Genomic DNA, 21,630 nt, shown 5'->3' on the forward strand with positions numbered 1-21,630 from the left:
CGGTGCGTAGGTAGCGAACATGGTCAGCCGGAGTGGCGCCCGGCCCGCGAGATTTCATTGAAGCCGACAACCGTGACCCATCTGCAAATACGGGCGGAACTCGGGCGGGAAAGTGGCGTTCCCCTCCTCAACTGAGGAGTATTGCAATGAATGGCATCATCTATCTGGTCGGACTCGTCGTCGTCGTCATGTTCGTCCTGTCCTTCCTCGGTCTGCGGTAGGACGCGATCATGGCAATCGCCACCACCACACCCACCACCGCCGTTCCGGTCGAGACCGTTCCCTTCCGCTATCTCGACTGGGGGCCGGTGATTCTCGGCGCTCTGGGCGCTGCTGCCATGTCCGTCGTGCTGCTGGCCTTCGGCTCGGCGCTTGGGCTCAGCGTCGTATCGCCCTATCCTTATGCCGGCATCTCGGCGAAGGGCGCCGCCATTCTCGCGGCGGTCTACCTTGCCTTGGTGATGGTCGCGAGCTTTGCCGCGGGCGGCTATATCGCCGGCCGCATGCGTTCGCCCTGGCGCACCACCGACGAGACCGAGAGCTATTTTCGCGACGGCGCCCACGGCTTCGGCGTTTGGTCGATCGGTGTGCTGCTCGGCGCCGCTTTGGCGGCTTCCGGCGTCGGTGCCGTTGTCTCTGCCGCCGGCAAGGCGACGACCGCCATCGCAGCAGCGGGCACGGCAGGCGCGGCGTCCAATCCGGCGATGGGCCAGCTCTCGCTGAGGCCGACCGACTACGCGATCGATCGTCTGCTGGCACCGGGCCCGGCGGCTGCAGCTGCTGATCCCGCAGCGACGGCTGCTCCCGCGGGCGGCGCCCAGGCGCCGGCGATACAGGCGCGGCGGACTCGTGCCGATCTCGAGGCGCCTATGGCCCGTGCTCTGGCCGCCAGTCTGACGTCGCCGCAGCTCGACGTCCGCGACCGCACCTACCTTGCGCGCGTCGTGGCCGAACAGACGGGCATGTCGCAGGCCGATGCCGAGAAGCGGGTCGACGAGACCTACGCGGATCTGAAGGCAGCGGAGCAGAAGGCTCGCGATGCCGCTGACGCCGCGCGCAAGACCGCCATCATCGCGGCCTTCCTGGCAGCCGCGACCCTGGCCATCGGCTGTGCGGCCGCCTGTGCCGGCGCCGGCGTGGGCGCCCGTCACCGCGACGAGCGCACCGCCGTGAGCTTCCTGGGCTCGACGCGGTTCTGGTAGCGCCAAAGTCCCGAAAACAGACAGCGCCGGCGGGGAGCCACCTCGCCGGCGCTTTTGTTTGGCTGGATCTTCACCATTTTGGAAGTGGGAGAGGTCCGGTCAGGGTGGCGCTCGGTATCGCAGCTATAGGATCGCGGGATGACGGATCGGCCTGGAAATAATGACGAGCTCAGCGCCGAGAGGCTCCGCAAGCGCCAGGAGCGCAGGGCGCAACGGAAGAGGCGCCGCCACGCCGATCGGCAGCGGGCTCTTGCCTCTCAAATGCCTGAGCAAGAGCCTCGCCCATCAGCCGCAAGAGCACCAAATCCGATCGGTCCGATCGCCCAGCGCATTGGCCGGATCGGCGGACGAATGATTCTCAAGCAGCTCGTCGAAATACTGCTGCGTTCGACTTTGCGGCGGTAGCCGGGAGCTCCGGTATCGACCCAGGCATTGGTGTTCACGAAATCCTCAGTGAACGAGCCTGGCGCTCCCTACGGGATTCGAACCCGTGTTTTAGCCTTGAGAGGGCCACGTCCTAGGCCTCTAGACGAAGGGAGCATAGGGCCAGAGGCGGACTGATAGTCGAATGGCCGCGCGGAAGCAACCCCACTTGTTCAGCCACGCTTACGGCCGGCGATGCGCGACAGTACGCCCGGGACGAAGGGGTGGACGGTTACCTCGGCGAAGCCGGCCCCCTGCAGATATCCTTTCACTTCCGATTCCGTATGGGCCAGGCCGGTGCTGTTCTGGATGGCCTCGTTCAGGCCCCACAGGGCTGCCGAAAGCGGGCCGTTCCTGTCGTCGTGGAGGGTCTCGCCGATCAGGTGCATCTCGCCGCCCGGCACGAGGGCCGCGAACGCCTTGCCGACGACCCGGCGGATCAGGGCGGGCTCGTATTGCGGCAGGTTGCTGGCCATCACGACGACGTCGACCCCTGCGGGAACGGGGTCTCGGTAAAGTCGCCGGGCAGGGTGCGGACGCGCCCCGTGGCGCCGTTGGCGGCGATATACTCGTCGGCCACCACGGTGACCGGCGGCAGGTCGAGCACGATCGCCTCGAGGCCGGGATAGGTCTGGGTCGCCACGATGCTGTAGGCGCCGGAACCGCCGCCGAGATCGAGCATCCGCTTGCGGCCCGAGAGGTCGACGCTGCGGCTGAACAGGCGGGCCGCGCCCATGCCGATCGAGTAGGTCGCGGCGTGATAGCGCCTTGCGTCCTCGACCGTGAAATCCACGTAGGCGCCGAGCCTGTTCTCCTGGCCGTCGCGCAGGCGCTCGGAGAGTTCGCCGAAGGCCTTCCAGCGCGGCTTGGTGAACAGGATCCACGGGCCCGCGTAGCGCTCGCCGTCCTTCACCAGGAAGCGCTGCACGTCGGGCGCGTTGGCGAAGCGGTCGCCGTCGCGCGACAGCAGGGTCATGGCGGCCAGCACGGTCAGCAGGCGCTCGGCGTTGCGCTCCGAAATGCCGACGGCCTTCGCGACGGCGGGAATCGTGTCGTGTCCATGGGCGATCGCGGTGAAGATTTCCAGCTCGACCGCTGCCATCAGGGCGGCGCTCTCCCAATAGGCCTGGGCAATCTTCTGCAACCGCGTCGTGTCGAGGCGCTGGGCGTTCGGCATTCGGGCGTTTCCTCTTTGGTTGCCCGACCATAGCGCGCGGGCCTAAGCTTCGTCGCCGTCGCTGGAGGACCCGTCATGGACATGCCGATCGCTTCCGAACTGCCGCTCACCGGCATCGACGTGCATTCGCTGCCGCCGGCCGATGGCGAATGGGTGTTGCGCCGCCAGCTTGCAGCCGCCTACCGGCTGGTCGACCATTTCGGCTGGACCGAGCTGATCTACGGTCACCTCACCGCGCGGGTGCCGGGGGAGGCGCCGCACTTCCTGATCAACCCCTACGGGCTGAACTACGACGAGGTGACGGCCTCGAATCTGGTCAAGATCGACCTCGACGGGAAGATCGTGGAGCCGAGCCCCCATCCCGTGAACTACGCGGGATTCGTCATCCACTCGGCGGTCCACATGGCCCATGCCGAGCGCCACAAGGTCGTGATGCACACGCATACGCGGGCCGGCATGGCCGTCTGTGCCCTGAAGGATGGGCTGCTGCCGGTGTCGATGGTGGCGACCGCCTTCCATGGCAGGCTCTCGTATCACGACTATGAGGGGCCGAGCCTCGACCTCGACGAGCGGGCCCGGCTGCTGGCGAACCTCGGCAACAACCAGGCGATGATGCTGCGCAACCACGGGCTGCTGACCACGGGCCGCTCGGTGCCGGAGGCTTTCCTGCGGCTCTACCGCCTCGAACGTGCCTGCCAGATCCAGCTCGATGCGGCGGCGGCGGGCACGCTCAATGTGCTCGGCGACAATCTGGCGGCGAAGTCCGGCGCCGACATGGATCGCTTCTCGGAAATGGAGTCCGCGGTGGGCATCGGCGACCTCGAATTCGCCGCCTTGGTGCGCAAGCTCGACAAGGTCGACACGAGCTGGCGGCACTGACGCTCACTTGAGTTTGTAGAGCGCCCTCAGGGAGCCGCTGGGCGCCTCGATCTCGGCGATGCGCCAGCCCGCCGGCGTCTTCGCGAGCTCCAGCACGAGCCGCTTCGTTTCGCCGAAGTTCTGGAACGATATCCGCGCGGTGGCAGCATCGCCGCTGGCCGTCACGTCGATCGAGAGCCTGGAGATTTCCCAATCCTGGGCATCGACGAAGGGATCTCCATTCAGGGCCGGCACCTCGTTCCGTCGTTTGGCCTCGCGATTGTCGCGGTCCATGCCCTGGGCGAGAGCCGGAACGAAGAAGCGGGTGGCCTCGTCATAGGGCTGACCCCGGAAACCCTTGTCGAGATACGGCCGGTAGAGATTTTCGACGAAAGCCTGCGCTGTGACGGCCTGTGCCCGAACATCGGTGCCGGCCAATGCGGTCACGAGTCCAGCCAGCACGAGGCGGCGACCCGACGTCTCGAAATTCACGCCTCGCTCCTGCGTGCTAGGCGCGAAAGGTCGTGCGGTCGGTGCCCGAATAGAGGGCCTTCGCCGACCGCTCGACGGCGTCGCGGTGGGTGGCGAGCGCGGCCGCATCGAGGTCGGCCTTCGGTGCCGGCTCTGGATCGAAGTTTCCATAGGAATCGCGTCCGCGGACCAGGGTCGCGCAATCGCGGACCTTGAGCTGGCGGACATGGGGCGGGATGTAGCGGAGCGCCAGTCCGATCCGGCGGTCGTCCGTCGTGTTCGGCCCCGATGCATGGGCCAGCAGCACATTGTGCAGCGACATCTCGCCGGCCTTCAGCGGGACGTCGACCCCGGCGCCGTCGGGCACGTCGACCGCGATCTCCTGGCCGCGGCTGAGCAGGTTGTTCTCGTCGAACGTGTCGCGATGTTCGAGCTGGTTCCGGAGATGGCTGCCCGGCCAGAACCGCATCGCGCCGCTTTCGACGGGGGCGTCGGCGAGAGCCACCCAGGCAGTGATCACCTCGTCGGTGCTGAGCCCCCAATAGGTCGCGTCCTGGTGCCACGACACGAAGGAGGGCGAGCGCGCTTCCTTGATGAAGAAGGTACTGCTCCAGCACAGGATGTCCGGTCCGATGACGTCCTCCACCGCGTCGAGAATGGCGGGGTGTCGTGCCAGCGCATTGGCCCAGGTGAAGAGGAGATGCACCTTGTGCCGCATGTTGCCGGCGATCGGTCCGCCGGCTGTGCGCTCATACGCCTCCAGCCGCTCGCGACAGGCGCCTGCCTCCGTGGGCGATAGAACGCGGATCGGGAAGTGGAAACCGTCGCGGCGATAGCGCGATACCTCGTCGGCAGTGAGACGTCCGGCCATGAGACCTCCACCGTGCTGGAACGGTTGAGTCTGGCGGGCCTTCAGAACAGGCGCAAGAAGAGGAGCACCGTGGCAGGGTAGATCGTCCCGAGAATGCCGGCCCCAACAGGTTAATTAGCAGCGTGCGCCCGGGGGGAGGGTCGCAGCCACCAGCCGAAATGGCCGGCGGGTCGCGGGACGCGGGACGAGGAAGCCTGTCAGCACACAGCCGCTTCACGTCTGCGACGGTGTCGAGATTCGTGTTTTCCGGCTTCAGCCCCGTCTGGTGGGACTGTCATGTCCTGCCGGCAGCCCGCCCAACAAAATCTGGACGGCCTCTCGATGTCGAAGGTAGGCCCGAATCCGCAGCCGCTTCGCGATGCTGCGGCGGCTACTTCGTGAGGATCAGTTTTTCGGACGCCGTCACGCGCAGCCGGTAAGTGCTGGCGCCGTGACGGATGAGCAGTTCGCGGCGGCCGGCCATGAGCTGGCTGCTTTCGATGCTCGCGGCGTCGCGCTCGGGCTTCGCACGAGAAGAGTCACCCGCAGAATGCAACGGCATCATCTGATCCATCTTCGCCTCGCTTGGTTAGTTGCAAGTCACTCGCATTTGCAGATAAAGCGCCTGCATTGTCAATGGCGAAGCGAGGCCAGGAGAGGCGATTTAGCGACCGGTGAAGGAGGGCAGCTGGTGCGCCGTCACCGCCGGCGCGACACCGTCGAAGCGCTCGATCTCGACCAGGCAGGTCTGCGCAATGCAGCCCTGACTGAGTTTCGACGAGCCGATGTCGAGCGTCAGCGCGTTGGGATTGCCGTGCTTCTCCAGCGGCACGTTCGAGCCGGAATCCTCCGGGTCGAACCAGGCGCCGGTCGACAGCCGGACCACACCGCGGCGGATGCGGTCCGACAGCCGCGCCGATGCAAGGCAGGCGCCGCGGTCGTTGAAGACGCGCAACAGGTCGCCTTCGGCGATGCCGCGTGCGGCGGCATCTTCCGGATGCAGGGTGACGGGCTGGCGGCCCTTGACCTTGGTCGCCTTGGCATGCGGGCTGTGGTCGAGCTGGCTGTGCAGCTTGTCCGCCGGCTGGTCCGACAGCATGTGCAGCGGATAGCGCTCGGCCTTCTTCGAGCCCAGCCATTCGATCGGCTCCATCCAGGTCGCGTGGCCGGGACAGTCGTCGTAGCCGAACGAGGCGATCTTCTCGGAGAAGATCTCGATCCTGCCCGAGGGCGTCTTGAGCGGATTCGCCGCCGGATCGTCCCGGAACTTCGCGAGCATCACCGGGTCGGTATTCTCGCCCGGCACCTTGGCGATGCCGGCTTCCCAGAATTCCTCGAAGGAGGGGAGAGGCACGCCCATTCTGGCCGACTTCTGGCGCCCTTCCTCATACATGTGAGCCAGCCACTGCATCTCGTCGCGGCCTTCGGTGTAGACGTCGTCGGCGCCGAGGCGACGGGTGATCTCGGAGAAGATCCAATAGTCGTCACGCGCCTCGCCGATCGGCTCGCGCGCCTTCTTCATGGCGATCAGGAAGGGCTCGCGGCGTGCGTAGCCGATATCGTTGCGCTCGAGGCCCGTCGTCGCGGGCAGCACGATGTCGGCCATCTTTGCCGCCGGCGTCCAGAACTGCTCGTTGAAGATGATGGTCTCGGGCTTCCGCCACGCGACCCGCAGCCGGTTGAGATCCTGGTGATGATGGAACGGGTTGCCGCCCGCCCAGTAGATCAGCTTGATATCGGGGTAGGTGATGTCGCGGCCGTTGTACGGGACCTTGCCGCCCGGATTGAGCAGCATGTCGGTGAAGCGCGCGACCGGGATGAAGTCGGAGACCGCGTTGGTGCCCTGCGACAGGGTCGGGCCCGACAGCAGCGGCGCGGTGCTGCCCATGCCGTTGGTCGGCCCGTAGCTCGCGCCGAACCCGCCGCCCGGCAGGCCGATCTGCCCCAGCATGCAGGCGAGCGACACGAGCGCCCAGAAGGGCTGCTCGCCGTGGTGCGAGCGCTGCAGCGACCAGTTGATGTTCACCGTGGTGCGGGTCGCCGCCATCTCGCGCGCGAGCGCGCGGATGCGATGGGCGGAGATGCCGGTGATCTTCTCGGCCCATTCCGGGGTCTTGTCGGCCAGCGACGGGGCGAACTTGTCGAAGCCCACGGTGCAGCGGTCGAGGAACTCGGGATCGTAGAGCTTCTCGGTGTAGAGCACGTGGCAGAGCGCCAGGATCATCGCGGCGTCGGTGTTCGGCCGGATCCCCAGCCACTCGATGTCGCCGCCGGTGTCGAGGTCCTCGGCGGTCGGCGTGATGTTGATGAAGCGCACGCCCTTGGCACGCATGCCGTACAGCCCGTCCTTGAGGCGATGGACCATCGCGCCGCCGGCGCTGATCTGGGCGTTCTTGTGCGGCGCGCCGCCGAAGGTGACGAAGAGCTTGCAGTGTTCGGCCAGCACCTCCCACGTCGTGTGCATCGCCATCAGGTCTTCCATGCTGGCCACGATGTGCGGCATCAGCACCCGCGCCGCGCCGAGGCTGTAGGAGTCCTGGTGACGCACATAGCCGCCGAGCGCATTGAGGAAGCGGTGAACCTGGCTCTGCGCGTGATGGAAGCGACCCGCGCTCGACCAGCCGTAGGAGCCGCCGAAGATCGCGCGATTCGAATGCGCGTCCTTCACGCGCTTCAGTTCGCCGGCGACCATGTCGAGCGCCTCGTCCCACGGCACTTCGACGAAGGGTTCCTGGCCGCGCTTGTCGGTCGCGGCGCCCGGGCCCTTCTCCAGCCAGCTCTTGCGGAAGGACGGCCGGCGGACACGCATCCGCGCGACCTCGTCGGACAGCATGTGCAGGCCGATCGGCGAGGGATCGGGATCCTGGGAGAAGGGGTGAAGCTTCGTTGCCTGGCCCTTGTCGTCGTATTCGACTTCGTAGACGCCCCAGTGGGCGGCGGTCAGGGTACGCTGGTGGGTCATGGGACTCTCACGCTGCTGTCTTGGCGATACTCAGGAAGCGGTCGATGACGGCCGGCTCGGTGTCGAAGGCGGTGACGAGGCGGAAGGCACGTTCGCCCGGCCGGTCCGACGGCCAGGGATGATACTGCGCCCCCGCGGCCTGCAGCGCATCATGCATGCGCGCGGGCAGGATGACGAAGATCTCATTGGCGTGGACCGGATAGAGGAGCTGGGTGCCCTTGAGCGTCGTCAGGCCGGCCACGAGACGGCGCGCCATCGCGTTGGCGTGGCTGGCGTTGTCGAGCCACAGCCCGTCGGTCAGGTAGGCCTCGAGCTGGGCCGACAGGAAGCGCATCTTCGAGAAGAGATGGCCGCTGCGCTTGCGGCGGAACTCGAACTCGCGGGCGAGTTCGGGCTCGAAGAAGACCACGACCTCGGCCGCCAGCGCGCCGTTCTTGGTGGCGCCGAGGCTCAGCACGTCGACGCCCGACATCCAGGAGAGTTCGGCCGCCGAGCAGCCGACGAAGGCGAGGGCGTTGGCGAAGCGCGCGCCGTCCATGTGCAGCTTCAGCCCGTGGCGATGGGCGGTCGTGGCGATCGCGGTCACCTCGTCCGGGCCATAGACGGTGCCGCACTCGGTGGCCTGGGTGATGCTGACGGCCGCCGGCTGCGGATGGTGCACGACACCATAGACCGGCTGGGCAAGGGCCTCGGCGAGCTTCTTCTGGTCGATCTTTCCGGCGGCGCCCGGCAGGGGGGAAAGCTTGGCGCCGGAGGTGAAGAATTCCGGCGCATTGGCTTCGTCGACGACGATATGCGCCTCGGCGTGGCAGTAGATCGACCCCCAGGAGGGCGTGCAGCAGGACAGCGCGAGAGAGTTGGCGGCGGTGCCGGTTGCGACCGGGAAGGCCACCAGGTCGGGCTTCTCGAAGATATCGCGCAGGCGGCGTTCGACGCGATGGGTCCATTCGTCGGCGCCATAGGACGGCGCGGTGCTGCCGCCGGAGAAGGCGCGTGTCACGGCCTCGAGAACGACGGGATGGGCGCCCACCTCGTTGTCACTTCTGAAATTCATTCCTGTCCTCGCATGGATGCGTCGTTGTTCAGCGGCCGGCGCCGGGCGGGAATTCGATCGTGCCGAGAAGGGCGCCGCTGCGCGGGTCGACGACATAGGCGGACGCGGGCCCGCCCGGTATCTCGACATGCACGACGAGACGCTCACCCACGGCGTTCATCGAGACGATCCGGGCGCCCGAGGGCAGGGCGATGCGCTCTGTGAAGCGGCTGCCGTCCGATGCTGGCGAACGGCCGGCGTTGGGCGTAGAGATGCGCCGGGCGATTTCGGCGACCGCGACGACGAAGCCCACCACGATCAGCAGGCCCATTCCGATAACCAGCACCTTCAGCCAGAGTGGTGCAGAGGCCTGAGCAGGGGACGCCAAGATAACTCCATGAGCGACGCCGGTCGCCACACCGTGACCTTCGACGAGAGCGCAGCCGGCGAACGGCTGGACCGCGCGCTGGCTGTTGCCTTGCCTTCCCTGACGCGAAGCCGCGTGAAGGCGCTGATCGAGGGCCGCTGCGTAGCGCTTGCGGGGGGGCAGACGATAGAAGAGCCGTCCCGCAAGGTCAAAACGGGCGATGTCGTCGTCGTCGACATTCCCGAGCCCGAACCGGCCGTGCCCCAGGCCCAGGACCTGGCGCTGGAGATCCTGTTCGAGGATGACGACCTGCTGGTGCTGAACAAGGCGGCCGGAATGGTCGTCCATCCCGCGCCCGGGAATCCCGACAGGACCCTGGTGAACGCGCTTCTGGCCCATTGCGGCGACAGCTTGTCCGGCATCGGCGGCGTGCGCCGGCCGGGGATCGTCCACCGGCTCGACAAGGACACGTCGGGGGTCATGGTCGTGGCCAAGAATGACGTGACCCACCACGCGCTCTCCAAACTGTTCGCCGCCCACGACCTGGAGCGCATCTACACGGCCTTGGTCTGGGGCGCGCCCAAGCCTGGGCGCGGGACGGTCGAGGAGGCGCTGGGACGGCACCCGGTCGATCGCAAACGCATGGCGGTGCGCAAGACGGGCGGCCGGGCCGCCTTCACCGAATATTGGCTGGAAAAGCGCTTTGGGCCCGCTCTGGCGCCGATCGCGAGCCTCGTCGGCGCCAAGCTTGGGACAGGCCGGACCCATCAGGTCCGGGTCCACATGGCCCATATCGGCTGCCCGGTAGTGGGAGACCCGGTCTACGGCCGCAAATCCCGCAACGGCGGTGCGCCCGAGGCGTTGAAGCTGTTCCCCCGGCAGGCTCTTCACGCATCTGTGCTCGCCTTTCGACATCCAAAGACGGGGGAGTACGTAAGATTTGCCACAGAATTGCCTGAAGACTTCAGGAAGTTGGTCGGAACGCTGAACAGTGTTAAGTGAAGCCCCCAATACCTGAGGGGGTTAGTAGGAATTATATTGACCCGGGACCATTCCGACTTCTAGAGTCGGTTTTAGCAGTCGGGGGACGAGAGTGCTAAACGCTCGTTCACCGGCGATCCCGAGTACGAAAGGGGGAGTAGCCATGAGTGCAGCCACCGCAAACCTTCCCGCCCTGCCGTCATCCCTGACGCCTGAGGGCAATCTGAGCCGCTACCTGGCGGACATCCGCAAGTTTCCCCTGCTGGAACCCCAGGAAGAGTTCATGCTGGCCAAGCGCTGGCGTGAGCACGGCGACACGAAGGCTGCCCATCGCCTCGTCACCAGCCATCTTCGCCTCGTCGCCAAGATCGCCATGGGCTATCGCGGCTACGGGCTGCCGGTCGCCGAGCTGATCTCCGAGGGCAATGTCGGCATGATGCAGGCGGTGAAGCGGTTCGATCCGGACCGCGGCTTCCGCTTGGCGACCTACGCCATGTGGTGGATCCGCGCCTCGATCCAGGAATACATCCTGCACAGCTGGTCGCTCGTGAAGATGGGCACCACGGCGGCGCAGAAGAAGCTCTTCTTCAACCTGCGCAAGCTCAAGGGCCAGATGCAGGCCATCGAGGAGGGCGACCTCACGCCCGAGCAGGTGACCAAGATCGCCACCCGCCTCGGCGTCCCCGAGGAAGAGGTGGTGAACATGAATCGCCGCCTCTCTGGACCGGACTCGTCGCTGAACGCCCCGGTGAAGGCCGAGGGCGACATGGAGTGGCAGGACTGGCTGGTCGACGATGCGCCCAACCAGGAAGCCCGACTGGGCGAAAGCCAGGAGCTGGGCCAGCGCAAGGGCATGCTGGCCGCGGCCCTGAAGCAACTCACCGACCGCGAGCGTCACATCATCGTCGAGCGCCGTCTGGTCGACGAGCCGAAGACGCTCGAGGACCTGTCGGCCAAGTACGGCATCAGCCGCGAGCGCGTCCGTCAGATCGAGGTCCGCGCCTTCGACAAGCTGCAGAAGGCGATGAAGAACATGGTCGTCGAGGCGGCGGCCCGCCCGACGACCCAGCCGGCGCGCGCCTGAGCGACGAGCGAGGTTTCGTGCGGTAGGCTCCCGGAAAAATCCGGGAGCCCGCCATGACGACCTCGCCGATTCTTTACGAGACCCTGCCGGGCGCGATCGCGCGCATCGTCCTCAACAAACCGGACACGCGCAACGCGCAGGACACGGCGTTCCTCTATGCGCTCAACGAGGCCTTCGACCGCGCCGCCCATGACGACGCGGTGAAGGTGATCGTGCTGTCGGCCAATGGCCCGCACTTCTCTTCGGGGCATGACCTGCGCGAGGAAGACGGGCACGGCAATATGTCCAGGCACGACACCGTCGGCACCTGGGGCGGCTTCGGCAAGCCCGGCGCCGAGGCCCAGTACGCGCGCGAGCAGGAGATCTATCTAGGCTTCTGCGAGCGCTGGCGGAACATTCCCAAGCCGACGCTGGCGCTGGTCCACGGCAAGGTGATGATCGGCGGTTTGATGCTGATGTGGCCCTGCGACCTCATCGTCTGTTCGGAGGACGCCGAGTTCCTCGACCATTCGGTGGCGATGGGCGTGGGCGGTGCCGAGTTCTTCGCCCATCCCTGGGAGATGGGCATCCGCAAGGCCAAGGAATTCCTGTTCACGGCAGACTGGATCAAGGCGGCCGAGGCGCATCGCCTGGGCATGGTGAACCACGTCGTGCCGCGCGCCGAACTCGAAAGCTTCGGCTTGGCAATGGCCGAACGCATCGCCCAGAAGCCACTGTTTGCGCTGAAGCTGGTGAAGCAGGCCATCAACGCGGCCCAGGACGCACAGGGCCGGGTCGGGGCCATGCAGACCTCGTTCGCGCTCCACCACCTGGCCCATGCCCACAACATGCTGGCGCACGGCAAGCTGGTCGATCCGACCGGCCTGATGCCGGCCATCAAGAAGCACGAGAAGGCGACCTAGGGGGCGTTGAAAAAGTCGGAGTCGCGGCGAATAAACGAAACAAACGAAATAAACGAAACAATCGAAGCGAACGTCGCACCCCCCTTTTCCCGTCTCCAGGCGACCGTTGGCGCAACAATGTTGCTCGTCAGTGCTTCTGAAACGCCTGCCTCAACGGCATTCCGGTCCGATTCAGGCGAGTCTGGGATCGACCACCAGAATGGTCTTACCCGTTCCGTCACCGGAGAGCGCATATTCAAGCGCTTCGCGGTATTCGCCGAACGGGAAGGTTCTGCCGACGGGCACGTTGAGTTCGCCCTTCGCGACCCAGGCGAGCAGTTGGTCCAGTTCGCTGGCGGCGGCTTCGGCCTCGAATACGGCGCCGAACTGACGATAGTCCACGCCGATCAGGGCCGCTCCCTTGAGGAGTGGCAAATTCACCGGCAGGGCCGGAATGTCGCCACTCGCAAAGCCCACGACAAGATAGCGTCCACCCCATCCAAGCGACCGGAACGCAGGCTGTAGCAAGGGCCCACTGACGGGATCGAAGACGACGTCGACGCCGTTCGGGGACACCGCTCTCAGTCGGTCCCGCCATCCTTCGATGGTTCGGTCGAGGGTGACTCCCGCACCTGCCTCTGCAACGGCGGCGCGCTTCTGCTCGGTCGAGGCGACACCGATGACATTGGCGCCGAGCAACCGACCGACCTGGACCGCCGCCAATCCTACTCCACCGGCAGCGCCGATCACCACCAGGGTCTCCCCGGCTTTGAGGGCAGCGCGATCGCGAAGTCCGTGCAGGGCCGTGCCGTAGTTGACTCGAAAGCCGGCGGCCTGGTTCATGCTCATCCGGTCGGGAATGCGGCTGACGGCCCGTTCCGAGGCGATCGCGTACTCGGCAAAGCCACCGCGCGCCTGTGCCAGGACACGCTCTCCGATTGCGAATCGCGTGACCCCTGGCCCCAGCGCATCCACCAAGCCCCCGATCTCGGCGCCGGGCACGTGAGGCAAGGACGGCTTGACCTGGTAGCGGCCGAGCGCAACGAGGGCGTCGACGAACCCGACCCCGCAGGCCGCAACCTTGATCCGAACTTCGCCTTCGCCTGGCTGGGGCGCAGGCAGGTCGACCAGGGCGTAGTTGTCGATGGCGCTGAGATCGGCGGTCTGTATGGCCTTCATTGAGACGAACCTTCGTTGTTACCCACGGTGGCCGATCCGCTCGAAGAACCTCGCGATCTCTCGTGCCGCGAGATCGGGCTGCTCGTAGTGAACGAAGTGACCGGCATCCTCCGCGATGCCGGCCTCTACGTTTTGGAAATAGTCTCCCACGACGTCGATCCAGGCCGACTTCAAAACGGGGTCGTGACGGCCCCAGAGGACGCGCGTCGGCTGGGTGATCATCGGCGGCTTGGGCGCCGTTCCGGCCATGACCGCGAGCCGGCCGGCGTTCTGGGAGATGTACCAGTTGAAGCCACCCTGGAGGTTGCCCGGTCGCATGAAGTTGTCGACCCAGCGCTCCAGCACGCCGTCGAACGCGTCCTTGCGATGGCACCAGTGGGTCAGGAAATGCCGGAAATAGTCGCGGCACGAATCCCGTGAAGCACCGACGATGGCAGGCGCGAACGGCATCTGGTGGAAGGTCTGGTACCAGATCTCGTTGATCTGTTCGGGATCGCGCCAGCGCGGGCCGACACCGTGGGTGCCGCAATTGAAGAAGAACAGCCCGGCCACCCGGTCCGGATACCGGATCGCCAGCCGCTGCATCACATAAGCACCGACATCGTGGCCGACGAAGCCCGCCTTGGCGATGCCGAGGCGATCGAGCAGGGCCACGATATCGTCGGCCAGGACGTCGGGCCCCGCCTGGTCGGAGGGCCCCGATGTGGGATTGCCGCTTTCGCCGAAGCCGCGGAAGTCCGGTGCGATCAGCCGGAAGCGATCGGACAGGCGTTCGAACATCGGCTCCCAGGTCGCCCAGAACTCGGGCCACCCGTGCAGCAGGAGCAGGGGCGCGCCGCGGCCGGCCTCGGCCACGTGGGTCGGGAAACCGCGCGTCTCGACGAAAGCGTGCCTGACCTCCCGCATGATGCGTCTCCTCGTCAGCCCTTCTTCACCATGGCTTCGATCAGGGTCGGCCCGTCGGTCCGGGCGAGCGCCCGGTCGAGGGCGGCGTCGAAGCCGTCCGCCGTGTCGACCCTCTCGGAGGGCAGGCCGAAACCCTCGGCGATCTTGGCGATGTTCATCGGCGGATCGTTGAAGTCCATGCCGATCGGCTTGTCGTTACCGTGGAACAGCTTCAGCCGGTTCTTGAGGATCTGATAGCCCTCGTTGTTGGTGATCAGGAAGATCACCGGCAGCTTCTGGTTGGCCGCGCTCCAGAGTGCCGAGATCGAGTACATGGCGCTGCCGTCGCCGATCACGGCCACGACCCGGCGCGTCGGTTCGGCGATCTGCACGCCGACAGCCGCGGCGATGCCCCAGCCGATGCCGCCGCTCACATTGCCGAAGAAGCTGTTGCGGTCGCGGAAGGGGAAGTAGCTCGGCAAGGTCGAGGTGCTCGTGAGTCCTTCCTCGACGATGATGGCATCCTTGGGCAGCTTGTCGCTGAGGCGCATCATCACCCATTCGGCGGGCAGGGGCGCCGTCGTCGGCGTGATGACCTTGGCCGCTTTCTGCGCGCGCTGGGCGCTCCAGTTGCGCTTGGAAATCTCGGCGAGAGAGGCCTTGGCCTGTTCGGCGAGCTGCGTCCCGCCCAGCTTCTTCAGCAGCGGTACCAGCGCCTTGAGCGTCTCCTTAACATCGGCGCGCAGCGCGATCTCGGCCGGAAAGTTCTTGCCCATCTCCCAGTCGCGCAGGCCGATCATCGCCACCTTGGTGGTCTCGGGCAGCGGCTCGGTCTCGCTCCAGACCGACATCTTGAGCACGTCGGATCCGACGCAGAGCATCAGGTCGTAATCGGAGAGGACGCGCCGCACGTGCTTCTGGTCGCGGTTCAGTGCGCCGAGATAGGCGGGATGCTCGGAGGGGAAGTGCGCGCCCCAGGCCACGGTCTGTTGCAGTACCGGCGCGCCCAGGGTCTCGGCCAGTTCAGTGGCTTCCGCGAAGGCGTCCGAGGTGGCGATCTCGTGGCCGGCCAGGATCACCGGCTTCTTTGCCGAGAGCAGGCGCTTCGCGAGCTGTTCCAGTGCGGCGTCGCTCGGGCGCACGGCCGTGTCGACGCGGGTCACTTCACCCATGTCGATGGCGGCCTCGTTGTTCAGGATGTCTCCGGGCAGCGAGATGAAGACCGGGCCGGTCGGCGCAGTCGTGGCGACCTTGGCGGCGCGGCGAAGGATGCGTGGCAGGTCTTCGATGCGACTGACTTCGGTCGCCCATTTCACGACGGGCTGGGCGATCGGAACCAGGGGCGCGTAGAGCAGGGGCTCGGTCAGGCCATGGCCCTGTTCCTGCTGGCCGGCGGTCACGATCATGGGCGTGCCGGACATCATCGAGGTGTAGATCGAGCCGATGGCGTTGCCGAGGCCGGGCGCCACGTGGACGTTGCAGGACACCAGCTTGCCCGAGGCCCGCGCATAGCCATCGGCCATGGCGATCACGACGGCTTCCTGGAGAGCGAGCACATAGCCCATCTCCGGAGCCGACGAGAGCGCATGCATGATCGGCAGTTCGGTCGTGCCCGGGTTGCCGAACATCTTGGTGACGCCCTCGTCCTTCAACACGCGCAGGAAGGCGTCGCGGCCGGTGATGGTGTTGGGGACCTGTGCGTCGGGCATTCATTTCCTCCTTGAGATGGCGGGGAGGGTAGCGTGGCGGGATGGCTCGTGAAATGATCGAGTGCATGACGGTTGGAAGACCACGCGCGATGCGAAAAGCCCGTGACTGACCTCGAGCAGAGGATCGCGGCCCTGACGTGCTGGCGCGGCGGGGTGAAGATGGCGCCGCTGCTGGGTGGCCTGACCAACTTGTCTTACGTCGTCGAGGATGCCGGCGAGAAGTTCGTCGTGCGCTGCGGCGGCGACATTCCGGTTCATCACGTGTTCCGCGATCGAGAGCGTGCTGCCTCGATCGCCGCCCATGCGGCGGGTCTTTCGCCCGAGGTCGTGCATGCCGAGCCCGGCATTCTCGTGATGCGTCATGTCGACGGGCGAACCTTCACGGAAGCCGATCTGCGCGCCGACATCCCGCGCCTCGCGCCACTCCTGCGGAAGTGCCATCGTTGCGTCGGCGAGCATTTCGCCGGTCCCCCGAACTTCTTCTGGGTCTTCCATGTGATCCGCGACTATGGGCGCACGATCGCGGGATCGGAGAGCCCGTTCGCCGTCGACGTGCCGCGCTACCTGAAGGCGAACAGGGCGCTCGAGGCGGCGCAGGTGCCGATGCCCATGGTCTTCGGTCATCACGACCTGCTGCCGGGCAACGTGATGGACGATGGCACGCGTCTCTGGCTCATCGACTGGGAATATGGCGGCTTCGGCACAGCCCTGTTCGACCTGGCCAATCTGTCGGCGAACGGCGGCTTTGGCGAGCCGGAGGATGAGGCCCTCCTGGATGCCTATTTCGAGGGCAAGGTCCCGCGCGATCTGCGCCGCTCCTTCCAGGCCATGAAAGCCGCCAGTGCCCTGCGTGAAGCGATGTGGGCCATGGTGTCCGACATTCACCTGCAGATCCCCGGTGCCGACTACAAGGCGCACGCGCGCGACTATCTGCATCGCTTCGAGGAATTGATGGCCCGGTGATTGCATGTCGCTGCTGGGGAGCTGACTTCAGGAGCAAATGCATGAGCCTTCGCCGATTCCGTCTCGCTGTGGCCCTGGCCGCCGCGTCCCTGCTGCCGCTATCGGCCGCGCAGGCCCAGGAGAAGACGCTGCGCATCGCCATGACGGCGTCGGACATCCCGACCACCACGGGCATGCCGAATAACGGCTTCGAGGGCATGCGCTTCCTGGGGTTCCCGATTTTCGAGGGCCTCGTCCTGTTCGACCTGTCGAAGTCGGACCAGCTCGCGACCCTGCGGCCGGGCCTCGCCGAGAGCTGGAAGCAGGCACCCGACGACAAGAAGACCTGGATCTTCAATCTCCGTAAGGGCGTGAAGTTTCACGATGGCACCGACTTCAACGCCGACGCGGTGATCTGGAATCTCGAGCGCATCTTCAACAAAGACAGCCCACAGTTCGAGGCCAACGCCGCCGGAATCATGCGCTCCCGCGTGCCGATTCTCGCCAGCTACAAGAAGATCGACGACAACACGGTGGCGCTCACCACGACCGTCGTTGCTTCTTATTTCCCGTGGATGGTGCCCTACATTCTGACCGCCTCGCCCACGCAGTGGGAGAAGGCCGGCAAGGACTGGAACAAGGTCGCCGCCGCCGGCGGCGCCGGCACCGGGCCGTTCAAGATCACCAAGGTCGTGCCGCGCCAGTCGGTCTCGCTGGGCCGCAACGACGACTATTGGGATGCCGGAAAGAAGGCCAAGGTCGATGCGGTCCTGCTGCTGCCGATCCCCGAGGCCAATACACGCCTGGCCGCGCTGCGCTCGGGGCGTGTCGACTGGATCGAGGTGCCGCCGCCGGACGGCATCCCGTCGTTGAAGCAGGCGGGCTACGTGATCTCGACCAACTCCTACCCGCATGTCTGGCCGTGGTTCTACAACATGGCCGCCAAGAACAGCCCGCTGGCCGACGTCCGCGTGCGCCAGGGCCTGAACTACTGCATCGATCGTAACGCCATCGTCTCGATGCTGAACGGCACCGCCGAGCCGTCGGTCGGCTGGCTGAAGCCGACCGACGCCGCCTTCGGCAATCCGGTGAACAAGTACACGTTCGATCCGGCCAAGGGCAAAGCGCTGCTGGCCGAGGCCGGCTTCACGCCGCAGAAGCCGCTGTCCTTCAAGGTCATGATCTCGACGTCGGGGTCCGGCCAGATGCTGCCGCTGCCGATGAACGAGGCCCTGCAGGAGAACCTGAAGCAGGCCTGCGGCGTGGATGTCCAGGTCGATGCCGTCGAATGGCAGGTGCTGCTGAACGCCAGCCGCGCCACGCCCGATGCCCCGTCGCTCAACGGAGCGATGGCGCTGAACGTGAGTTCGCCGTCGAGCGACGTCGGCATGATGTACCGCTATTTCGCCGCGGCGAACTTCTCGCCGATGGGGTCCAACTTCGAGCAGTGGAACGACGAAAAGTTCGAGACGGCGCTGAAGACACTGGCCGAGGCGACGGACGATGCGACGATCCTGCAGAACTTCAAGGTGGCGCACGAGCGGCTGGTCGACAATCCGCCCTGGCTCTACATCGTGCACGACCTCAATCCGCGCGCCTTCAGCAAGAACGTGCAGGGCTTCGTCCCGGCGCAGTCATGGTTCGTCGACCTGACGAACGTCAGCCTGAAATAGGGGGCGACCCGAAGCCTCGCCTGCTGGCGCCCTTGCGTCAGCGGGCGCAGAGCTTCGGAATCTTCGACAGGATCTCGATCGAGCAGGTCTCGGTCGGGAAGAGGGCCCAGACGGCGGCCAGGATGACCGCCAGGAAGATGAAGGGCCGCAAGACGCGGAACACGACCGGCAGCAACAGCTGCAGGACCCAGTAGGCGGCCAGCAGGCCGACCACCACGGCGAGCACGCGATATTGCATGCTCCAGCTGTCCCAGGGACCGAGATTTGCCCGCGCGAGGAGCTCGTTGAGCTGTTCCACGATCAGTCGCGGAACGGATCGGTCATCAGGATCGTGTCCTCACGCTGCGGACTGGTGCTGAGCAGCGCCACCGGGCAGCCGACCAGTTCCTCGATACGCCGCACGTACTTGATGCAGGTCGCTGGCAATTCGGCGAAGGAGCGCGCCCCCTGTGTGCTTTCGCTCCAGCCCTCGAACTCCTCCCAGATCGGCTTCAGCTTGGCCTGCGCGCCCATGGTGAACGGGAAGCGCTCGATGCGCTTGCCGTCGAGCTCGTAGCCGACGCAGACCTTGATGACTTCCTCGCCGTCGAGCACGTCGAGCTTGGTGAGCGCGATGCCGTCGATACCGTTCAGCTTCACCGCCTGGCGCACCATCACCGCATCGAACCAGCCGCAGCGGCGCCGGCGCCCCGTATTGGTGCCGAACTCCTTGCCGCGATCGCCCAGGCGCTGGCCGGTCTCGTCGGTCAGCTCGGTCGGGAAGGGGCCGTCGCCGACCCTGGTGGTGTAGGCCTTGGCGATGCCCAGCACGTAGCCGACCGAACCGTTGCCCATGCCGCTGCCGATCATCGCCTGCGCCGCCACCGTATTGGACGAGGTGACGTAGGGATAGGTGCCGTGATCGATGTCGAGCATGGTGGCCTGCGCGCCCTCGAACAGGATGCGCTTGCCGGCCGCGCGCAGGCCGTCGAGACGCTCCCAGACGTCTTCCGCGAAGGGCAGGATCTTTGGTGCCAACTCGAGCAGCTCGGCGGTCAGCTGGGCGGCATCGATTTGCGGCTGGCCCAGTCCCTTGCGCAGGGCATTGTGATGCGCCAGCAGCGTGTTGACCTTGAGCGGCAGCATGTCCGGCTCGCCGAGATCGCCGACGCGGATGGCGCGACGGCCGACCTTGTCCTCGTAGGCGGGACCGATGCCGCGGCGCGTCGTGCCGACCCGAATGACGCCCGGCGCGTCCTCGCGCCAGCCGTCGAGGTCGCGGTGCAGCGGCAGGATCAGCACGGCATGATTGGCGATCTTCAGGCTGGCCGGCGTCACCGACAGGCCCTGCTCGGTCACTTTCCGCACTTCCTCGAGGAAGTGCCAGGGGTCGATCACCACCCCGTTGCCGATGATCGAGAGCTTGCCCGGGCGGACCACGCCCGACGGCAGCAAGGCCAGCTTGTAGGTCTGGTTGCCGATGACCAGTGTATGGCCGGCATTGTGACCACCCTGGAAGCGCACCACGACCTCGGCGCGCTCGCTCAGCCAGTCGACGATCTTGCCCTTGCCTTCGTCGCCCCACTGGGCGCCGATCACTGCCACATTGGCCATTGCATTTTCCTTCGGCCGGTTCCCTTCAGACACGAAAACGCCTCCCCGGGGCCGGTTCCGGAGAGGCGTGATGTCGGATAGCACTTCCCCTCGCCCGGAGCGAGGTGAAATGCATCCTCAGAGGGGAACGGCCTGGCCGTCGATCAGCGCGTGGCTGCAGCGCAGGCGCTTGGCTTCCGTGCGGGGCTCCGGCGCTGCGACCACAGCGCGCACGACCGCGTACCCCTTTGCCTGCCAGAGGGCCGCGTCGTCCCACCGCGTTCCCATCCCGACATAGAGCCGCGGCCGTTCCGGCGGAGGCTCGGAGGCCGCCAGCACGGCATCCATGTAAACGGTGAACCCGGTTGCCGGCTCGCTCACCCCATCCTCGGGATATCCCGCGGAGTAGCGTCCGCCCCGGGCCAGCTCCTCGCGGCCCTTGAGGGCGAATACGGAGAAGGAGACACCGGTCTGGTACTCGAGACCGCGATATTCCACGGGGTCGACGGTCAGCGGCAGGTCCGGCTCGGCCGCGGCGATGAGCTTCACCACCTCCGCGAGGCGTGCCGCCTCGGCGGCGGCCGCCTGGGGAAGGTCCAGCGCCGCCAGCTGAGCGATGCCCTGGTCGGCGGGGCCGGCGGCGCGCAGGAGGCCCGCGAAAAGAGCCGCCACTTTCTCGTCGTCGGCAGCCTTGGCGATACCGCCTTCGTCCTTGCGATCGAGCGCCCGGCGCAGGCGATTCAATACGTCTGCCGGCTGGTTCAGGCCGTTGGCCACGGCAGCGACCAGGGTCGGCAGGTTGAGATCGACCGTGAGGTCGGAAACGCCGATGGCGCGCAGCGTATCGACCGCCAGCAGGACGGCTTCGGCATCGGCCTCGGCACTGTCGACTCCGATCAATTCGGTTCCGACCTGGGCGAACTGTCGTTCCGGCTTGAGGGCGCTGCCGCGCACGCGGATGACGTTGCCGCCATACGACAGACGCAGCGGCCGCGGTTCGTGCTTCAGCCGGGTCACGGCAATGCGCGCGACCTGGACCGTCATGTCGGGGCGCACGCCCATCATGCGCTGCGAGACCGGGTCCATGAGGCGGAAGGTCTGCGAGGCGAGCGCGGCGCCCGGTCCGCCCAGCAGCGATTCCTCGAATTCGACGAGCGGCGGCTTCACCCGCTCGTAACCGAAAGCGGCGAATCGCTCGATGGCAACGTCGATGGCGCGTGCTTCGCGCGCCGCGTCGGGAGGCAGCAGGTCGGCGAGGCCTGCCGGCAGCAGGCCGCGATGGTCGTTGTCGTTCGATGTCATGGTGCCGCTTGATAGCCGATTGCGCCGCGTTTGGGGAGACGGGCGCGAGGCGGGAAGGGCGGCTCGTTTTCCCGGCGCG

21 protein-coding genes and 1 tRNA gene are annotated in these 21,630 nt (G+C 66.4%); 7 read left to right on the plus strand and 15 right to left on the minus strand.

Annotated features, from left to right (window positions below; all coding sequences use genetic code 11):
• Positions 1-230: 230 nt before the first annotated feature.
• Entirely contained in the window at positions 231-1,202 is a 972-nt protein-coding gene (locus ACO07I_RS26780; RefSeq protein ID WP_422012885.1) for a hypothetical protein, read from the plus strand.
• A gap of 464 nt (positions 1,203-1,666) precedes the next feature.
• Here the strand turns inward: ACO07I_RS26780 and ACO07I_RS26785 are convergent.
• The 3 genes from ACO07I_RS26785 to ACO07I_RS26795 form a co-directional block, all read right to left on the minus strand.
• Positions 1,667-1,742: transfer RNA gene (locus ACO07I_RS26785), tRNA-Glu, on the minus strand.
• A gap of 56 nt (positions 1,743-1,798) precedes the next feature.
• Entirely contained in the window at positions 1,799-2,104 is a 306-nt protein-coding gene (locus ACO07I_RS26790; protein WP_422012887.1) for a hypothetical protein, read from the minus strand.
• Positions 2,101-2,802: a methyltransferase gene (locus tag ACO07I_RS26795; RefSeq protein WP_422012889.1), complete on the minus strand. Its 702-nt coding sequence runs from the start codon at positions 2,800-2,802 to the stop codon at positions 2,101-2,103. Before ACO07I_RS26795 ends, ACO07I_RS26790 begins: the two co-directional genes overlap by 4 nt.
• A 75-nt stretch (positions 2,803-2,877) precedes the next feature.
• Between ACO07I_RS26795 and ACO07I_RS26800 the strand changes: the two genes are divergently transcribed.
• The gene (locus ACO07I_RS26800) at positions 2,878-3,681 is read left to right on the plus strand and encodes a class II aldolase/adducin family protein (protein WP_422012891.1); all 804 of its coding nucleotides are present in this window, start codon (positions 2,878-2,880) and stop codon (positions 3,679-3,681) included.
• Positions 3,682-3,684: 3 nt separating this feature from the next.
• On the opposite strand, the gene ACO07I_RS26805 is transcribed toward ACO07I_RS26800, so the two are convergent.
• From ACO07I_RS26805 to ACO07I_RS26830, 6 genes are all read right to left on the minus strand, one after another.
• Complete coding sequence (locus ACO07I_RS26805; protein WP_422012893.1) at positions 3,685-4,152, minus strand: hypothetical protein; 468 nt, start codon at positions 4,150-4,152, stop codon at positions 3,685-3,687.
• 16 nt (positions 4,153-4,168) lie between these two features.
• Positions 4,169-5,002: a phytanoyl-CoA dioxygenase family protein gene (locus ACO07I_RS26810; protein ID WP_422012895.1), complete on the minus strand. Its 834-nt coding sequence runs from the start codon at positions 5,000-5,002 to the stop codon at positions 4,169-4,171.
• Between the two features lie 370 nt (positions 5,003-5,372).
• Entirely contained in the window at positions 5,373-5,555 is a 183-nt protein-coding gene (gene hemP, locus ACO07I_RS26815; RefSeq protein WP_422012897.1) for a hemin uptake protein HemP, read from the minus strand.
• A 90-nt stretch (positions 5,556-5,645) separates the two neighbouring features.
• Entirely contained in the window at positions 5,646-7,943 is a 2,298-nt protein-coding gene (locus tag ACO07I_RS26820) for a molybdopterin-dependent oxidoreductase (RefSeq protein ID WP_422012899.1), read from the minus strand.
• Between the two features lie 7 nt (positions 7,944-7,950).
• Positions 7,951-8,997: a threonine aldolase family protein gene (locus tag ACO07I_RS26825; protein WP_422012901.1), complete on the minus strand. Its 1,047-nt coding sequence runs from the start codon at positions 8,995-8,997 to the stop codon at positions 7,951-7,953.
• Positions 8,998-9,025: 28 nt separating this feature from the next.
• Positions 9,026-9,364, minus strand: coding sequence for a DUF6476 family protein (locus ACO07I_RS26830; RefSeq protein WP_422012903.1), 339 nt, complete (start codon positions 9,362-9,364; stop codon positions 9,026-9,028).
• A gap of 9 nt (positions 9,365-9,373) precedes the next feature.
• Between ACO07I_RS26830 and ACO07I_RS26835 the strand changes: the two genes are divergently transcribed.
• From ACO07I_RS26835 to ACO07I_RS26845, 3 genes are all read left to right on the plus strand, one after another.
• Complete coding sequence (locus ACO07I_RS26835) at positions 9,374-10,345, plus strand: RluA family pseudouridine synthase (RefSeq protein ID WP_422012905.1); 972 nt, start codon at positions 9,374-9,376, stop codon at positions 10,343-10,345.
• 142 nt (positions 10,346-10,487) lie between these two features.
• Positions 10,488-11,408 (plus strand): RNA polymerase sigma factor RpoH, encoded by a 921-nt coding sequence (gene rpoH / locus ACO07I_RS26840; protein ID WP_422012907.1) that lies wholly within the window; start codon positions 10,488-10,490, stop codon positions 11,406-11,408.
• 53 nt (positions 11,409-11,461) lie between these two features.
• Positions 11,462-12,310 carry an enoyl-CoA hydratase gene (locus tag ACO07I_RS26845; RefSeq protein WP_422012909.1) on the plus strand — a complete coding sequence of 283 codons (849 nt, stop codon included), beginning with the start codon at positions 11,462-11,464 and terminating at the stop codon, positions 12,308-12,310.
• A 171-nt stretch (positions 12,311-12,481) separates the two neighbouring features.
• On the opposite strand, the gene ACO07I_RS26850 is transcribed toward ACO07I_RS26845, so the two are convergent.
• From ACO07I_RS26850 to ACO07I_RS26860, 3 genes are read right to left on the minus strand one after another with little or no spacing between them, the layout of a single operon-like run.
• Positions 12,482-13,468, minus strand: coding sequence for an NADPH:quinone oxidoreductase family protein (locus tag ACO07I_RS26850; protein ID WP_422012911.1), 987 nt, complete (start codon positions 13,466-13,468; stop codon positions 12,482-12,484).
• Positions 13,469-13,486: 18 nt separating this feature from the next.
• The gene (locus tag ACO07I_RS26855) at positions 13,487-14,374 is read right to left on the minus strand and encodes an alpha/beta fold hydrolase (protein WP_422012913.1); all 888 of its coding nucleotides are present in this window, start codon (positions 14,372-14,374) and stop codon (positions 13,487-13,489) included.
• 14 nt (positions 14,375-14,388) lie between these two features.
• Entirely contained in the window at positions 14,389-16,062 is a 1,674-nt protein-coding gene (locus ACO07I_RS26860; RefSeq protein ID WP_422012915.1) for a thiamine pyrophosphate-binding protein, read from the minus strand.
• A 102-nt stretch (positions 16,063-16,164) separates the two neighbouring features.
• Here ACO07I_RS26860 and ACO07I_RS26865 point away from each other — a divergent pair, with 102 nt between their 5' ends.
• Positions 16,165-17,025 (plus strand): phosphotransferase, encoded by an 861-nt coding sequence (locus ACO07I_RS26865; RefSeq protein WP_422012917.1) that lies wholly within the window; start codon positions 16,165-16,167, stop codon positions 17,023-17,025.
• A 41-nt stretch (positions 17,026-17,066) separates the two neighbouring features.
• On the plus strand, positions 17,067-18,677 hold the full coding sequence (locus ACO07I_RS26870; protein ID WP_422012919.1) for an ABC transporter substrate-binding protein: 1,611 nt from the start codon (positions 17,067-17,069) through the stop codon (positions 18,675-18,677).
• Between the two features lie 37 nt (positions 18,678-18,714).
• Here ACO07I_RS26870 and ACO07I_RS26875 read toward each other — a convergent pair whose 3' ends face one another.
• From ACO07I_RS26875 to ACO07I_RS26885, 3 genes are all read right to left on the minus strand, one after another.
• Complete coding sequence (locus ACO07I_RS26875; RefSeq protein ID WP_422012921.1) at positions 18,715-18,975, minus strand: hypothetical protein; 261 nt, start codon at positions 18,973-18,975, stop codon at positions 18,715-18,717.
• 2 nt (positions 18,976-18,977) lie between these two features.
• Positions 18,978-20,270, minus strand: coding sequence for an adenylosuccinate synthase (locus ACO07I_RS26880; protein ID WP_422012923.1), 1,293 nt, complete (start codon positions 20,268-20,270; stop codon positions 18,978-18,980).
• 117 nt (positions 20,271-20,387) lie between these two features.
• Positions 20,388-21,551, minus strand: coding sequence for an ATP phosphoribosyltransferase regulatory subunit (locus ACO07I_RS26885; protein ID WP_422012925.1), 1,164 nt, complete (start codon positions 21,549-21,551; stop codon positions 20,388-20,390).
• Positions 21,552-21,630: the final 79 nt, after the last annotated feature.

This window comes from Reyranella sp., from assembly GCF_965227665.1.
In the GTDB taxonomy this organism is placed as follows: Bacteria; Pseudomonadota; Alphaproteobacteria; order Reyranellales; family Reyranellaceae; genus Reyranella.

Bases quoted from the DNA above. Each gene is read 5' to 3' on its own strand.
- ACO07I_RS26780 (WP_422012885.1), top strand. From the start codon at position 231: ATGGCAATCGCCACCACCACACCCACCACCGCCGTTCCGGTCGAGACC.
- ACO07I_RS26795 (WP_422012889.1), bottom strand. From the start codon at position 2,802: ATGCCGAACGCCCAGCGCCTCGACACGACGCGGTTGCAGAAGATTGCC.
- ACO07I_RS26800 (WP_422012891.1), top strand. From the start codon at position 2,878: ATGGACATGCCGATCGCTTCCGAACTGCCGCTCACCGGCATCGACGTG.
- ACO07I_RS26810 (WP_422012895.1), bottom strand. From the start codon at position 5,002: ATGGCCGGACGTCTCACTGCCGACGAGGTATCGCGCTATCGCCGCGAC.
- hemP (WP_422012897.1), bottom strand. From the start codon at position 5,555: ATGGATCAGATGATGCCGTTGCATTCTGCGGGTGACTCTTCTCGTGCG.
- ACO07I_RS26820 (WP_422012899.1), bottom strand. From the start codon at position 7,943: ATGACCCACCAGCGTACCCTGACCGCCGCCCACTGGGGCGTCTACGAA.
- ACO07I_RS26825 (WP_422012901.1), bottom strand. From the start codon at position 8,997: ATGAATTTCAGAAGTGACAACGAGGTGGGCGCCCATCCCGTCGTTCTC.
- ACO07I_RS26835 (WP_422012905.1), top strand. From the start codon at position 9,374: ATGAGCGACGCCGGTCGCCACACCGTGACCTTCGACGAGAGCGCAGCC.
- rpoH (WP_422012907.1), top strand. From the start codon at position 10,488: ATGAGTGCAGCCACCGCAAACCTTCCCGCCCTGCCGTCATCCCTGACG.
- ACO07I_RS26845 (WP_422012909.1), top strand. From the start codon at position 11,462: ATGACGACCTCGCCGATTCTTTACGAGACCCTGCCGGGCGCGATCGCG.
- ACO07I_RS26850 (WP_422012911.1), bottom strand. From the start codon at position 13,468: ATGAAGGCCATACAGACCGCCGATCTCAGCGCCATCGACAACTACGCC.
- ACO07I_RS26855 (WP_422012913.1), bottom strand. From the start codon at position 14,374: ATGCGGGAGGTCAGGCACGCTTTCGTCGAGACGCGCGGTTTCCCGACC.
- ACO07I_RS26860 (WP_422012915.1), bottom strand. From the start codon at position 16,062: ATGCCCGACGCACAGGTCCCCAACACCATCACCGGCCGCGACGCCTTC.
- ACO07I_RS26870 (WP_422012919.1), top strand. From the start codon at position 17,067: ATGAGCCTTCGCCGATTCCGTCTCGCTGTGGCCCTGGCCGCCGCGTCC.
- ACO07I_RS26880 (WP_422012923.1), bottom strand. From the start codon at position 20,270: ATGGCCAATGTGGCAGTGATCGGCGCCCAGTGGGGCGACGAAGGCAAG.
- ACO07I_RS26885 (WP_422012925.1), bottom strand. From the start codon at position 21,551: ATGACATCGAACGACAACGACCATCGCGGCCTGCTGCCGGCAGGCCTC.